The sequence below is a fragment of the Thiothrix eikelboomii genome (assembly GCF_900167255.1).
In the GTDB taxonomy this organism is placed as follows: Bacteria; Pseudomonadota; Gammaproteobacteria; order Thiotrichales; family Thiotrichaceae; genus Thiolinea; species Thiolinea eikelboomii.
Window position 1 is genome coordinate 251051 of record NZ_FUYB01000001.1, and the last position, 15342, is coordinate 266392.

Here is a 15342-nt window from a genome sequence, read left to right on the forward strand (position 1 = left end):
GACTCAAACTCACTGCGCAGAGGGCTTATTAGCGCAGGTTTTACATCAAGGAATAATAAAAATGAATCCGCATTTATCCAAACTCATCCTGACTCTTATCAGCTTAGCTGCCCCGAATTTATACGCTGATGAAACATTATGGACCGATATTCAACCGCGCCAAACGAGTGAATCCCCGCTGCAACAACGTACTCTCAACTTGAACGAAGCGAGTCTACATAGCTTATTTATCCATGCGGGTTTAGAACCCCGGTTAAGCCTACCTTTACCGACGGGTGGCTTTGCCAAAGTACAACTAATTCCAGTCGAAACCTTAAGCCCAATGATCGCAGCTCAATTTCCAGACTGGCATACTTGGCAAATTCAAGGCTTAGATGGGCAAGTTAGATACGGGCGAGCAGAGTTCACCGCTTTAGGCTTCACAGCGATGTTGGTGATGAAAAATGGCGATACCTTATTTATTGATCCAACCACAGCAACCACTCAAGCCGCCCAACGCAGCTATCGCAGCTTAAGTAAACAGGCCAATTCAGGACTATTTAACAATAGATTTCAGTGCAATACCTCCCATCCTACAACTGAAGCCCTCACTGATGAGACAACACCGCTTATTGCTGCCCGTGCTGGAGAAGATTTAAAAACCTATGATATTGCCATCGCTGCTACAGGCGAATACACCCAGTATCATGGCGGTAGCAAAACCACGGCCTTGAGTGCGATTACCACCACGATCAATCGCATGAATGACATTTATCAGCGTGATTTGAGTATTAAATTACGCTTAGTCAGTGGGGTCACCACGATATATAGCGATGCTGCCACCGACCCCTATCCCAGCTCCGGTTCTAACCTCCTCACTGAAAATCAGACGGTCCTGGATAATCTGATCGGGAGTGAAAACTATGATCTAGGGCATTTGTTTACCACCGGCGATGGCGGACTCGCTGTAGTCGAGGCAGCTTGCAGAAACAGCTATAAAGCCCAAGGTGTCAGTGGTTGGGATACACCAACGGGTGATATTTTTGCCATTGATTATGTTGCCCATGAAGTCGGCCATCAATTGGGTGCTACCCATACCTTTAACTCCAACTCAGGCAGCTGCTCAGGAAATAATCGTATCGCTAAAACCGCCTATGAACCCGGTAGCGGCAGCACAATTATGTCCTATGCAGGCATTTGCTCACCCGATAATCTCCAAACACATAGCGATCCGATGTTTCACTCAGGCTCGATCAATCAGATTACCGCTTATACCCAAACTAGTACCGGAGCGCTCTGTGCAGACAGCAGTCCCTTAAATAATGCAAATCCTGTGGTCAATGCAGGCCAAGATTATACCATTCCAGCACGGACTCCCTTTATCTTAACGGGCAGTGCGAGCGATACGAATACGGGTGATCTGCTTAGCTATTCTTGGGAGCAAATTGATTTAGGCTCTAGTGCTAAACTGGATGTGGATACTGGAGATAATGCCCTAGTACGCGCACAACTACCCTCTAGCTCACCAAGCCGCACGATTCCACGCCTCACTGACCTATTATCCAGTAGTCATACTTATGGCGAAACCCTATCTAACCAAACCCGTGCTATGAATTTTCGCTTGCAAGTCCGTGATGGTAAGGGCGGAATCGGTGCAGATGAAATGGTTGTGAATATACAAGATACCGGCTCAGCTTTTGAGGTCACTGCACCCAAAAATACCAGTTTAGTCGCAGGCAGCACGTTGAATGTCACTTGGAATGTCGCCAAAACCGATCAAGCACCCATTTCTTGTAGTCAGGTTGATATTGCACTGAATATGACCAGCACCACCAGCAATGAAAACTTCCAAACATTGCTCAGCAATACTCCCAACGACGGCACAGCCAGTGTCACCTTACCCAGTAGTTTAGGCACGAAAAATACGATTCGCGTCAAATGCAGCCATAACATCTTCTTTGCACTGTCGGATGTGAATCCGACTTCAGCCGGTAATGGCACGGATGATGGGATATTGACGAGTGGTGGTACGGGTTCTTTCCCCCTCGAACTTGTTTTATTAGTCGGCTTGGGCGCTTTGTTCCGTCAAGGTGTGAGCCGCTCTAAAGGAGTCTCAGCATGAAACTGTGCAAACACCTATTCACCGTCTTCACGGTCACTGGCTTAAGTTTAACCCTAGGCGCTTGTCGAGAAATGCCCAGTCATCCTGTTTCTGGTACAGGTAATACGCCACCTCCCCATCAAACGACCTCGACTGAAGATGCACAATTTGTGAAAAAACTCAGTGAGTTACAAGCGAGACATCCACAACAAGAGGCTCAAGCCGCGATAGCGCGTGGAGAACGCTATTTTCTGTGTAATGCAGGCCGCAGTCGCTCTGTACCGGGGTTAACAGCTGAAGTGTATGCCAAGGCCAGCCAACATTGCGCCACCCAATGCCTAGATGGGGTCACGGATGCTTTATACGGTGAACACCACGCCAAATACTTAAGCGTTGCTTTAGCGTATTCGGCGCAGTGGAATCAAGTAATGATCAGCGCTTGCGATTAAGCAGTAAGGGTCTGAATACCTGTCGGTGTACCCAAAATCAGTACATCGGCAGGGCGCAAAGCAAATAAGCCATTGGTGACGATACCCGGAATCTGATTGAGTTGGCTTTCTAAACTGCTCGCATCGGTGATAGCTAAGCCTTGTACATCAATAATGAGATTACCATTATCGGTAATGCAATTTGGACGTACCACGGGCTTACCGCCTAATTTCACAATTTCGCGTGCGACTAATTCCCTCGCCATCGGAATCACTTCAATCGGCAAGGGGAACTGCCCCAATACCTCGACGAGCTTACTACCATCGGCGATACACACAAATTGATCACTCGCCCCTGCGACGATCTTTTCACGGGTCAAAGCCGCACCACCACCTTTGATGAGCTGCAATTGATAATTCGATTCATCCGCACCATCCACATATAAAGCCAATTGCCCAGCTTCATTCAAATCCAGCACCCGAATTCCATGTTTTTGCAAGCGCTCTGCACTCGCAAGGGAGCTAGCGACAGTCGCTTCAATCTTGGATTTCATCCCGGCTAATAAATCAATAAAATGATTCGCGGTAGAACCTGTACCAATCCCAATGATTGAGCCAGCCTCTACATAAGCCAATGCAGCCTCTGCGGCCGCTTTTTTCATTTCATCTTGAGTCATCGTGTTAGTTCACCTAATGCTTGCGTTGGGAGTTTGGCCTATACTACCTGACCCGCAACCGTTGCGACTACAGAGCATCATGAATAGAGCTGACAAATCCTTAATCGAACGCATCCTGACCGCCCGCGTTTATGACGTAGCCAAAGAGACTCCGCTAGATTTTGCCAAGAATCTAAGCCAGCGTTTAGCTAATCACATCTTCCTGAAGCGCGAAGATTTACAACCCGTGTTTTCCTTTAAACTACGGGGTGCATTTAATCGGATGTTTCATCTCACCCCCGAAGAGCGCGCCCGAGGTGTCGTGGCAGCTTCAGCAGGCAATCATGCACAAGGGGTGGCTTTAGCAGGGAAAACCTTAGGCATTAAAACCACGATTGTGATGCCCAAAGTCACCCCTGATATTAAAATTAATGCCGTGCGCTCATTCGGCGGCGAAGCAGTCATTCATGGTAATTCTTTTGATGATGCGTATGCACATGCTCGCCATTTAGAGCAAGTCGAGGGAATGATTTTCGTGCACCCCTTTGATGATTTGGATGTGATTGCTGGCCAAGGCACGATTGGTATGGAATTAGTTCGTCAACATCCCGATCCGATTGATGCCGTTTTTATTTGTGTGGGCGGTGGCGGTTTAGTTTCAGGGGTCGGCAGTTATTTGAAATATCTCTATCCGAATACCAAAATTATTGGTGTTGAGCATGAGGAAGCCCCAACTTTACATGCGGCTTGGAAAGCGGGTCAGCGTGTGCAATTAGCGCAAGTGGGTACGTTTGCTGATGGTGCAGCCGTTAAATTAATTGGTGAACAGACCTTCGAGCTAGCTCGTCAAGTGGTGGATGATGTCATACTCATCAATACCGATGAAACTTGTGCTGCCATCAAGGATGTGTTTGAAGAAACCCGCACTCTACTTGAGCCAGCTGGCGCTTTGGGAGTCGCAGGGATTAAAAAATATGTCGAGCAACAGGGCTGGCAAGGTAAACATTTAATTGCTATCACCAGTGGGGCAAATATTAACTTTGATCGCCTCCGCCATGTCGCTGAGCGTGCGGAATTAGGCGAGGGTCGTGAAGTCTTATTAGCAGTCACGATCCCAGAGCAACCCGGTAGTTTCCGTCAATTCTGCCGCGCCGTTGGCAATCGTTCGATTACTGAATTCAACTATCGCTACTCAGATGCTAAAGATGCACAAGTATTTGCAGGGGTGAAAACCGCAGGGGGCAAAATAGAACGCGAAAAGCTGTTAGCAGAATTGCGCGCACTCAATTATTCGTTCGTGGATATGACTGATAATGAAGTCGCCAAAGTCCATTTGCGCTATATGGTGGGTGGGCATGGGCAAGGGGTGGAAAATGAAATGATTTATCGTTTTATGTTCCCCGAACGCCCCGGTGCTTTATTGCATTTCTTGACGAGTATGAGTGCTGGCTGGAATATTAGTTTATTTCATTATCGCAATCATGGCTCAGACTTCGGGCGAGTACTTGTAGGCATGCAAGTGCCTCTGGAGGAACGTGAAGCCTTTAATCAATTCCTCGACAAACTCGGCTATGAATATTGGGATGAGACAGATAATCCGGCTTATCAGCGCTTTTTGGGTTGAACCTAGACAGTACCGTACCTTACACTTAGCCCGACCTCAGCTGCCTAGACCTCATGCTACTAGATAAGGCAAGCAGTCAACCCAATAAATCAAAAACAAGGAGATTGAATAATGTATACCTTAAACTACAAAGCAAGCTACCAAGCGAGCTTACTGCTTGGTGCATTGTTGGTTAGCGCCCAAAGTACCGCCAACTCACCACCTGTCATCAATCCGCCCACGCCTTGTGTGGCCACAGCCCCCACGACTATGAACCTTGTCTGTGGCGAAATGAGTAATGGCGCTACTCAAACCTATCCAAACTCAATCCTTGCTTGCAGCACTCCGGGGATCAGTGGCTATTATCAGGGGGCTTGCCCGAATAAACCCGGGATAGTCAAACAGGCCAAAATTGCTGGTACGGTTGTCTTCGCAAACAATATCAGTCTACCTTCAGGCACTATCACTACAGTCACCCTGCAAAACAACAGTATGGCCGATGCGCCTGCTCAAATCTTAGGTAAGCAAGTGATTCGCGGCGCGAAGACCTTTCCGATTCAATTCACTATTCCCTACCAAACCCGCATGATTAACCCTGCTCTGCTGCAACAGCCGATCAATTATGCAGTACGAGTACGGATTGAAAAGCAAGGCAAATTGCTATTTATCAGTGATACCTTCACCCCTGCTTTTAGCGGTGGAGCCATTACCCTGCCAGTGATTCAAGTCAGATAACTCCCAATATCTGTGGAGAGCGGGCTTATCCTAGCTCTCCCGATTGACCTAACTCAGCCAGTACTGATTTTTATAGCCATAATAAACATAACAAGCCCGCCAAAAAATAATACGACCCGTATTGAAAAGATAAGGGCTTTTTAAAACTCTCAGGGAAGTATTGCTCTAAGCTCGGAAAAAAATACCGTGCTGCGCCTATCACTAAAGCAGAGACACCCAGAAGTAGCAGCAGGACACCCGCCACAGCAATTAGATCTTTCATGTTTATCTTTCAGGTAGTGAGTTTATTTGCTGAATAAGCTTGCACGTCTAGCGGACATCGGTCAAATTAAGCCACAGGGTTAGAGCAAGGTGCGGTGGTTCTTGGAACAATACCACTGATAATCTGCGTTGTGCGGTTCGTAACAGGAATCATCCTTCTGATCGGGCCTACGGCCTGGGGTTTCGAGTTTGTGCCTTCTCCCTAGTTGCTGATTGCTGAATTCTGTTTTCTGAATACTACTTTCTGTTATCCTGATTGCTGACCACGGCTGCAATTAAGTTCCCCCCTGCCGCGTAGCGGCACGAATTTTTTTAGAGCGGATAGATGCCTAAAGTTTTCGACAATTTATATCCACAGTTGATCGACTTCGGCAATCTTTATCTTGCTTGGCAACGAGCTGCCAAAGGCAAACGTGGCAATCCTTCCGTGGCTCATTTTGAGCTGCATTTAGCCGAAGAGCTGCTGCAATTACAAGCTGAACTTAGCACCCAAACCTGGCAGCCTAGCGCTTATCAATCTTTTTATATCCGTGACCCTAAAAAACGCCTCATCTCCGCTGCGCCTTTTCGTGATCGTGTTGTGCACCATGCACTGCACAATGTCACTGCAATGATTTATCGTTTTGGATAAAGCACTTATTAATCCACATTGGAATCATTGCATGCCATGCCTTCAAATGGGTTTATTTTCAGTACCACACTAGCCAGCCAATCCTACTAACTTTTAGGATAAAGAATCATCTGCGTACAACGGAATAATACCATCGTCTTACCCGTTTCTTTCTGCGTGATCACGGCATCCCAAACTTGGGTAGTACGCCCGCGATGGGTGGGTTTAGCGATACACTCCACCATCCCAGAACGAGTCGTGCTTAAATGGTTGGTTTTCAGCTCCATCGTGGTGAAGCCAAGCGCACCTTCAGGCAAATGCGCTATACAACCTAAACCCGCTGCATAATCCGCTAGCGTAACTAAACTGCCTGCATGCAGAAAGCCATTGGGCGCGAGCAAATGCGGGGCTGCATCCATCTCTGCAATCACCTCACCCTCTTGCAAGCGCGTAAAGATAATCCCTAAATGCCCGGTGAGTGTGCCAGCCGCTAAGCTGTTATAGTAATCAAGATCAAATCTGTCCTTCATGCTTAGCCCCTGTATAAAACTCCGGCCACTGGCGCTTCACCACCTCACCGTCGCTCGCTAAAGCAATACAAGTATCTAAAATCCCTAGCTTGTTGCGGGTAAAGTTTTTATCTGCAAGCTTGCGCTGCTCCGCACGCTCTTCTAAAGCGGAGTGCATAGTTTGATAGGCGGTATTCGCAATCGGCGTGAGTAAATCAATCAGATGAGTACAAGATACTTGCGTGCTAATCCGCTCGCGTACTGCTTTCAGCCAGCCTTTACCCATACGCAGTCCGATCAAGCGTGGCATCACCTGTGCAGCCTGAAAGCAAATCGGGAAGGGCGTTTCATCTGAGACTGCCACGGCCTCATGAATAATAAAATCCAAATCCAAGGTCAAGCGTACCTGCATATTGTGTACGTTTTCACCAGCCTGAATCAGACCACCCCGATGCTCAGGATCATAACTGCAATCATAAGTGCGCTGATCGGTTAAATGCGCCTCAATATCCCATAAACCATCCTCGCGCTTAAACCCTTCACATTGGATACTACGATGATGTAATTGACTGCGTTTAACCGGATTCGGTAAGGGCATATTCTTTCACCTTCTAGAACCTACTCAACACCCTAGGGCTAACACCTAAGGCGCTAAAATTTTGCCTAGCTTAGAAGCTGGCGAACGCCCTAAGCTTGCCGAAATAAAGCGGCTGGCCGCCAACAGCTTAGCCATATCCACGCCTGTTTCAATACCTAAGCCATTAAGCATATACAGCAGATCCTCCGTGGCAACATTGCCACTAGCACCCTTTGCATACGGGCAACCACCAAGACCAGACACTGAGCTATCCATCGTTGCCACACCTAATTGCAGCACAGCGAAAAGATTCGCTAGCCCCTGCCCATAGGTATCATGGAAATGTGCCGCTAACTGCTCAATTGGAATCCGCTTAGCCACCGCTGTAATCATCGCTTGGGCTTTTAAAGGTGTACCTACACCAACAGTATCGCCTAAGGATACTTCATAGCAGCCTAAATCATAGAGTTGACCTGCTACTGCTGCCACTTGCTCAACAGCGATCTCCCCCTCATACGGACAACCTAGCACACAGGACACATAACCCCGCACTTTGATTTGATGAGCCTGTGCTTGCTGCATCACTGCGGCGAAACGTTCAAAGCTTTCGGCAATACTGCAATGGGTGTTTTTCTGCGAAAAAGTTTCTGAGGCTGCCGCAAAAATAGCAATCTCTTGTACACCTGCGGCCAGTGCACTCTCCATGCCTTTGAGATTAGGCACCAGCATCGGATAACTCACCCCAGCTCGCAGTTGAATACCTGCATAAACCTCGGCACTACCCGCCATTTGTGGCACCCATTTGGGCGAGACAAAGCTGCCGACCTCGACCACCGATAAACCCGCATCAACCAGCTTTTCGACTAAAGCAATTTTAGTTTCTAAACTGAGGGGTATTGGCTCATTTTGCAGGCCATCGCGTGGCCCTACTTCGACGATTTTCACCCGTTTAGGCAGACTCATGACTGGACTCCAAGCTGAGTAAAACCTCACCTTCTTTGACTTGATCACCGACTTGGAAATAGATTTCCTTGACCTGACCTGCATGAGGTGCCGTAATCGTATGTTCCATTTTCATGGCCACTACAATCATTAAAGCTTCACCGGCTGCGACCTGATCACCGAGCTTGACGTGTACAGCAATCACCGCGCCCGGCATCGGTGCGGTTAAATTACCCCCCTGCACGCCCTGCTCATCAACTTCATGCACTGGATCATGCAAACGCAATTCCCAAGCCTTACCCTCCCAAAGTACCGTGCGATTCGCCAACACGGTAGCACGGAAGGTTTTTTTCCCCAAACTCACCAACCATTCATGCTCAGTCAAACGCTCACCACTTAAACGCTGCTCAGCTTCTGGCGTTTGCAGGTAATAAGCATCCGCACGATAATAGCCTTGAATCGGATAGAGCACTTCGCCTAATTGAAACTCAAAATGATCGACTCCCTCCTGATTCATCCGCCATGCATCCGCGATCGCCCACGGTGAATAGGGGTCGATACTTTGGGCTTGGGTTTGCGTCAATCGTTCTTGGCGAGTGACTAATTCAGCCAAACACGCAGCCGCCAAGACTTCATTCGGTGGAGAACTTGCTGGCGGGAATAACGCCTCTAAATGCTGCTCAATAAAGCCAGTATCCAAATGAGCAGCCGCAAAATCTGGCAAGCTCACGAGGGTAGATAAAAACGCTAAATTCGTTTTCACTCCACTAATATAATAATCACCTAAAGCAGCTTGTAACCGCTTTAGCGCTTGATGACGATCCGCACCCCAAACGATTAATTTAGCAATCATCGGATCATAAAACATGCTAACTTCATCGCCTTGCCGCACGCCCGTATCAATCCGTACATAGTCGGTTTCAGTGGGAGCATGCAGATAGGTTAAGCGGCCAGTGGCGGGCAGGAAATCACGCTCCGGCATTTCCGCATAGACACGAACCTCAAACGCATGTCCCTTGATTTCAAGCTGCTCTTGGGTAAGCGGCAGTGGCTCGCCATTTGCCACGCGCAATTGCCACTCAACCAAATCCAGCCCCGAAATCATTTCCGATACCGGGTGCTCAACCTGCAAGCGGGTATTCATTTCCATAAAGAAAAACTCACCGCTTTGATCGAGCAGAAATTCCACGGTGCCCGCGCCCACATAGCCAATCGCTTGCGCGGCATTAATCGCCGCCTGCCCCATTGCCTGCCGTAATTCAGGAGTCATACCCGGAGCGGGGGCCTCTTCAAGTACTTTTTGATGGCGACGCTGAATCGAGCAATCACGCTCAAATACATGCACCACATTACCCAAGGTATCGGCAAATACCTGCAGCTCTACATGGCGGGGCTGTTGTAAATAGCGCTCAATCAATACGCTATCATTACCAAATGAAGCCAAAGCCTCACGCTTAGCCGAAGCTAAGGCGGCATCAAACTCGGCAAAGTTTTTCACCACCCGCATACCCTTACCACCACCACCTGCACTGGCTTTAATCAGTTGCGGATAGCCAATTGCTTGCGATTGTTCACGGAGTAATTCAACCGACTGATCTGCACCGTGATAGCCGGGTACAAGTGGAACCTTCGCTTCAGTCATTAAGCGCTTGGATTCACTTTTTAAGCCCATCGCCAGCATCGCTTGCGTGGGTGGGCCAATGAAGACGACCCCCGCTTGCTCACAGGCTTCGGCAAACCCCGCATTCTCAGATAAGAAACCATAGCCCGGATGAATCGCTTGTGCACCTGATAATTTAGCGATTGCTAAAATTTTCTCACCACGCAAATAGCTATCCGCTGCGGGAGCTTCACCAATCCAATAGGCCTCATCGCAAACTTTAACATGTTGCGCTTGGGCATCAGCCGTCGAGTAGACTGCAACCGTTTTGATCCCCAAGCGCCGCGCAGTCCGTGCGACTCGGCAAGCAATTTCGCCACGATTGGCAATCAGAATTTTGGTAAACATGGTTTTCTCCTTACATCCTGAAGATGCCAAAATGAGTCTCTTCAATCGGTGCATTCAGCGCAGACGCTAAGCCAAGAGCCAGCACTTTGCGCGTGTCTTTGGGGTCAATAATTCCATCGTCCCACAGGCGTGCACTGGCATAATAGGGGTGGCCTTGCGTTTCGTATTGCTCGCGCACGGGGCGCTCGAATTCGGCCTGCTCCTCAGCACTCCAGCTTTTACCTTGCGCGTCTAAAGCATCACTACGTACTTGGCTCAACACTTTAGAGGCTTGCTCACCACCCATAACCGAAATGCGTGCATTCGGCCACATCCACAAGAAGCGCCCACCATAAGCTCGTCCGCACATCGCATAATTACCTGCCCCGAAGCTACCACCAATAATCACGGTAAATTTCGGTACTTTAGCACAAGCGACCGCTGTCACCATTTTCGCACCATCTTTAGCAATTCCACCATGCTCGGCCTTTTTACCGACCATAAAGCCGGTGATATTTTGCAAAAACACCAAGGGAATCTTGCGTTTGGCACATAGCTCAACAAAATGCGCCCCTTTAACTGCCGACTCAGAAAAGAGTATGCCATTATTCGCTACAATCCCGATGGGATAGCCATGCAGATGCGCAAAACCACACACTAAACTCGTGCCATAGAGCTTTTTAAATTCATCGAACTCACTGCCATCGACAATCCGTGCGATGACTTCACGAATATCAAACGGCTTACGCGCATCTTGCGGGATAATGCCGTATAACTCATGGGCGGGATACAGCGGATCAGCAGGCAGTCGCACTTGGACTGATCGAGGTTTAGTGCGATTCAGATCAGCCACAATGTCTCGTGCCATGCTCAAGGCATGCGTGTCATTTAAAGCATAATGATCCGTGACACCGGAAATTCGCGAGTGGGTATCTGCCCCACCTAACTCCTCGGCACTCACGACTTCACCCGTTGCCGCACGTACCAAAGGTGGCCCACCCAAAAAGATCGTGCCTTGTTCTTTGACAATAATGCTTTGATCACACATAGCTGGCACATAAGCCCCCCCTGCGGTACATGACCCCATTACCACGGCAATCTGTGGAATTCCCAGAGCGGACATCGTGGCTTGATTATAGAAAATCCGCCCGAAATGCTCCCGATCAGGGAAGACCTCATCCTGCAAGGGCAGAAATGCGCCACCTGAATCGACTAAATAAATACAAGGCAGATGATTTTCTAAAGCAATCGCTTGCGCACGGAGATGTTTTTTCACGGTGAGTGGGAAATAAGTCCCCCCTTTGACCGTTGCATCATTGGCGACGATCATACACTCCTGCCCACTGACCCGCCCAATACCGACAATCACCCCAGCGGCAGGTACTTCATTGTTATACATACCGTAAGCGGCGAATTGGGCGATTTCTAAAAAGGGTGAACCTTGATCTAGTAGCACTCGAATCCGTTCACGCGGTAGCAGCTTGCCGCGCTCTAAATGCTTTAAGCGGGCTTTTTCGCCGCCTCCTAAACTGATTTCGGCTACTTTGGCGCGGAGATCGTCGACTTGGGTTTGCATCGCGGCTGCATTAACGCGGAAGTCTTCGGCGCGGGAATTAATTTGGGTCGGTAACTGGCTCATAATGTGGTGCTAGCCTGAGTAGATGAGTGAAGAAAATAATAATTGACGTTTACGTTAACGTCAATCAACAAGCGCTTATTTCAGCCAAAAGAATTAAAAATTTATTGTATAAAAATTATTGACGACTAGGCATAAGGGCGGGTTAGTACACGGGACACAATACTTGAAAACTAGTCCCAAACTACTCCCACCTAAGCAAGGCTTAGATGAGAATAGCTTGTAGAACTAGCCAGACCTGCTAACTGTCTGTACTTTTTTAGACTTAAACAGCACTCGCTTGACGCTTGCGCTTGAAATAACGCATGACTAAAGGCAAGGCCACCACGGCAAAAGCTAGGCCATACAAAGCCCAACTATTAACTGACTGGAATAAAATAGACCAGTCACCACCCGACATAGACAGTGCACGGCGTAAATTATCTTCAAATAAATTACCTAAAACCACGCCCAAAATCACCGGTGCTAGCGAAAACTCTAATTTACGTAAGATCCAACCTAAAACACCTAAGCCGATCACCATATACAAATCAAACGGATTGCCCACCACCGAATACACCCCAATGAAAGCTAAGACCGTAATCAAGGGTGTCAGGTATTGCTGTGGAATGGTCAAAAGGCGAGCAAACAGACCTACTAAAGGCAAGTTAATGATTAATAAAGCGATATTGCCAATATACATCGAAGCAATTAAGCCCCACGCAATTTCAGGCTTTTGCTCGAATAATAACGGACCTGGAGTGATATTAAATAACAGCAAAGCACCTAACAGAATCGCGGTCGTACCAGAACCTGGTATACCCAAGGTTAACATAGGCACCATAGCGCCACCCGCTGAAGCATTATTGGCAGACTCCGGTGCAGCCAAGCCGCGAATATCTCCCGTGCCAAAGCTCTTGCCCGACTCACCGGCTAAGCGTTTTTCTGTTCCATAGGATACTGCCGAAGCCACTGAAGCACCTGTACCCGGCAAAACCCCCACAATAAAACCTAACAAGGAGCTACGCAGCATCACCCATTTGACCGCAAACAAATCTGCCCATGATACAAAGGTTTTATCCACGGGTAAGGTTTTGAGCGTGCCACGCGCATAAGACTCCACCAAATGCAGCAACTCTGCCATCCCAAATAAGCCAATTACAATCACTAGGAAATCAATCCCTGCCATCAGGTCTGGGCTACCTAAGGTAAAGCGCATTACCCCAGTATTAGCATCGACACCAATGGAGGCAATCATTAGCCCGATCACAGCAGCTAATAAAGTTTTAACTGCACTCTTACCCACTAAAGCCGCTAAGGATAAGAAAGCAAACACCATCAAAGCGACATAATCAGCTGGGCTAAACTTAACTGCAAACGCGGCGAGCATCGGCGCGAATAAAGTCATGAGGATGATAGAAATCGAGCCACCCACAAAAGAGGCAACCCCAGATAAAGATAAAGCTCGTCCGGCTTCCCCGCGCTTAGCCATCGGGCTACCATCCAAGGTAGTCATGACCGCGCCCGCATCCCCCGGTACATTCAATAAGATGGATGAAATCCGCCCACCATATTCAGCACCGTAATAAATACCCGCTAATAAAATCAAAGCCGATTCTGGTGGAAAACCTAAGCTGTAGGCAATCGGTAATAAAATGGCAACGCCATTAATCGGACCAATCCCCGGTAGTGCACCAATTAAGGTTCCCAAAAAGCACCCAGCTAATACTAAAAATAAGTTGAACGGCTGCAAAGCCACGGCAAAGCCTTGACCTAAGCCGGATAAAATAACATCCATGAGTCATCCTCTTAGATCAAGTTTTTAAAGACACCCGCAGGTACATTCAACTCGAGCAATTTAGCGCTGACTAAATAGCCGATAACACTAGTCACCACACCAAAAATAACCGCTTGTTTGACATTTCCGCCTAGCAACTTAACGGACGCACCACAATATAAAGCGGTAGCAATAATGAACCCCATATGCTCAAACAAGTAAGCATAGCCAATCAATAAACCAACCATCAGAGCAATACGTACTAAGGAGTTTTTCGTAATATCAAACTCGTGAACTGTCGGTTTAAAGATAATCCAAAGGCAGCATAAACCCGCAACAACGGACAGAATACGCGGCCAAGACTCAGGACCTAAAGGGTCATATTGGAAAGGTGCTTTAATAAGCATAAAAGCAGCCCACCCATAAGCCATTACTACTAGGAGAGTAATGGCAGCGAAAATTCTGTCTGCCATTTTGATTAACTCTCTAAGACTATTTTTTAACTTCGATTAAGCCCATATCAGTGGCTAAGGTGCGGAGTTTAGCCACATCTTGCATGACATAATCTTCCATTTCTTTACCTGTTAATTTCAGCTCAAATAAGCCCTTATCTTTAACCACTTTATTAAAGGCATCACTTTCAAAGCTTTTCTTAAACAGTTCTACCCAAGCATTATAAGCTTCGTCAGAAGCTTTTTTACCCATGTAATAACCACGGATGATCGCCCATTGCACATCATAGCCTTGCTCTTTGGCCGTCGGAATTTTATCAAAGGGTGCAGGTAAACGATCACTATGCATCACGGCTAATACCCTCATGGTACCCGCTTCTAAATGTGCCGCCATTTCTGCAAGATCGCCCGTATATACCCCGATATTGCCACCTAATAAAGCAGCAATCGACTCGCCACCACCATCGAAGGCCACATAACGCATTTTCTTAGGATCGGCATCCACGGCCTTAATCAATAAAGCCGCTTTCATCCAATCTTGAGAGCCTACCGAACCACCCGCCCCGACGATCACACTGCTTGGATCAGCTTTTAAAGCATCCATCAAACCTTTCAAATCTTTATATGGGCTATCAGCTTTAACGATTACTGCACCATAATCCGTACCCGCTGTGGCAATCCAACGCGCATCTTTTTCCGTCCACTCGCCGTACTTGCCGGTGGCAATATTTAAGAGTGAACCACTAGAGAAGGCGACCACTGCATTAGGATCATCCGTGCGAGTGGTGTTGAATAAATTATAGGCCACTGCCCCAATCCCACCGGGCATAAAAGTAACTTGCATCGGTGCTTCTAGGGTTTTGGCCTCCAACATACCGGTTTGAATAATCCGGCAAGTTAAATCAAAGCCACCCCCGGGCTTAGCCGGTGCCACACACTCAGGTTTTTCTGGGGTAGCCGCAACACTTAAAGTCGGTAGGGTAAAAAGCGCAGCTGCTAGAGTGGCTGCCAAAAATAATGGTTTCATGTTTCTCCTCCAAAACATAGCTTGTTCAACTAAACGCATTTAGTGTAAAACCTAAAACTGTCATGGAGCTGTCATACCCCTTG

At 47.8% G+C, this 15342-nt stretch carries 15 protein-coding genes; 5 read left to right on the top strand and 10 right to left on the bottom strand.

What is annotated here, in order from left to right; all coding sequences use genetic code 11:
- The first annotated feature begins 61 nt into the window (after positions 1-61).
- Both B5D50_RS01165 and B5D50_RS01170 read left to right on the top strand, forming a co-directional pair.
- Positions 62-2101, top strand: a complete 2040-nt coding sequence (locus B5D50_RS01165; protein WP_078920741.1) for a reprolysin-like metallopeptidase — start codon at positions 62-64, stop codon at positions 2099-2101.
- Positions 2098-2529 (top strand): hypothetical protein, encoded by a 432-nt coding sequence (locus B5D50_RS01170; protein ID WP_078920742.1) that lies wholly within the window; start codon positions 2098-2100, stop codon positions 2527-2529. Before B5D50_RS01165 ends, B5D50_RS01170 begins: the two co-directional genes overlap by 4 nt.
- On the opposite strand, the gene rpiA is transcribed toward B5D50_RS01170, so the two are convergent.
- A complete protein-coding gene (gene rpiA / locus B5D50_RS01175) occupies positions 2526-3185 on the bottom strand; it encodes a ribose-5-phosphate isomerase RpiA (protein ID WP_078920743.1) in 660 nt (219 codons plus the stop codon). The genes B5D50_RS01170 and rpiA overlap by 4 nt on opposite strands.
- Positions 3186-3264: 79 nt before the next feature.
- On the opposite strand from rpiA, the gene ilvA reads away from it, so the two are divergent.
- Both ilvA and B5D50_RS01185 read left to right on the top strand, forming a co-directional pair.
- Positions 3265-4788, top strand: a complete 1524-nt coding sequence (gene ilvA / locus B5D50_RS01180; protein ID WP_078920744.1) for a threonine ammonia-lyase, biosynthetic — start codon at positions 3265-3267, stop codon at positions 4786-4788.
- A gap of 111 nt (positions 4789-4899) precedes the next feature.
- The gene (locus B5D50_RS01185; protein WP_078920745.1) at positions 4900-5502 is read left to right on the top strand and encodes a YbaY family lipoprotein; all 603 of its coding nucleotides are present in this window, start codon (positions 4900-4902) and stop codon (positions 5500-5502) included.
- A gap of 70 nt (positions 5503-5572) precedes the next feature.
- On the opposite strand, the gene B5D50_RS01190 is transcribed toward B5D50_RS01185, so the two are convergent.
- Positions 5573-5764: a hypothetical protein gene (locus B5D50_RS01190; protein ID WP_078920746.1), complete on the bottom strand. Its 192-nt coding sequence runs from the start codon at positions 5762-5764 to the stop codon at positions 5573-5575.
- A 324-nt stretch (positions 5765-6088) separates the two neighbouring features.
- On the opposite strand from B5D50_RS01190, the gene B5D50_RS01195 reads away from it, so the two are divergent.
- Positions 6089-6394, top strand: a complete 306-nt coding sequence (locus B5D50_RS01195; protein WP_078920747.1) for a hypothetical protein — start codon at positions 6089-6091, stop codon at positions 6392-6394.
- Between the two features lie 86 nt (positions 6395-6480).
- Here the strand turns inward: B5D50_RS01195 and B5D50_RS01200 are convergent, their stop codons facing one another.
- The 8 genes from B5D50_RS01200 to B5D50_RS01235 form a co-directional block, all read right to left on the bottom strand.
- On the bottom strand, positions 6481-6903 hold the full coding sequence (locus B5D50_RS01200; RefSeq protein WP_078920748.1) for a PaaI family thioesterase: 423 nt from the start codon (positions 6901-6903) through the stop codon (positions 6481-6483).
- On the bottom strand, positions 6887-7480 hold the full coding sequence (locus B5D50_RS01205) for a DUF2889 domain-containing protein (RefSeq protein ID WP_078920749.1): 594 nt from the start codon (positions 7478-7480) through the stop codon (positions 6887-6889). Before B5D50_RS01205 ends, B5D50_RS01200 begins: the two co-directional genes overlap by 17 nt.
- A 45-nt stretch (positions 7481-7525) precedes the next feature.
- Positions 7526-8422, bottom strand: a complete 897-nt coding sequence (locus tag B5D50_RS01210) for a hydroxymethylglutaryl-CoA lyase (protein WP_078920750.1) — start codon at positions 8420-8422, stop codon at positions 7526-7528.
- Positions 8409-10409, bottom strand: coding sequence for an acetyl/propionyl/methylcrotonyl-CoA carboxylase subunit alpha (locus B5D50_RS01215; protein WP_078920751.1), 2001 nt, complete (start codon positions 10407-10409; stop codon positions 8409-8411). The genes B5D50_RS01210 and B5D50_RS01215 overlap by 14 nt, the downstream gene beginning before the upstream one ends.
- 10 nt (positions 10410-10419) lie before the next feature.
- A complete protein-coding gene (locus tag B5D50_RS01220) occupies positions 10420-12027 on the bottom strand; it encodes a carboxyl transferase domain-containing protein (RefSeq protein WP_078920752.1) in 1608 nt (535 codons plus the stop codon).
- 262 nt (positions 12028-12289) lie between these two features.
- Positions 12290-13801 carry a tripartite tricarboxylate transporter permease gene (locus B5D50_RS01225; protein ID WP_078920753.1) on the bottom strand — a complete coding sequence of 504 codons (1512 nt, stop codon included), beginning with the start codon at positions 13799-13801 and terminating at the stop codon, positions 12290-12292.
- A gap of 11 nt (positions 13802-13812) precedes the next feature.
- Positions 13813-14253, bottom strand: a complete 441-nt coding sequence (locus tag B5D50_RS01230) for a tripartite tricarboxylate transporter TctB family protein (protein WP_078920754.1) — start codon at positions 14251-14253, stop codon at positions 13813-13815.
- 19 nt (positions 14254-14272) lie between these two features.
- Positions 14273-15259, bottom strand: a complete 987-nt coding sequence (locus B5D50_RS01235) for a Bug family tripartite tricarboxylate transporter substrate binding protein (RefSeq protein WP_078920755.1) — start codon at positions 15257-15259, stop codon at positions 14273-14275.
- Between the last annotated feature and the right edge of the window lie 83 nt (positions 15260-15342).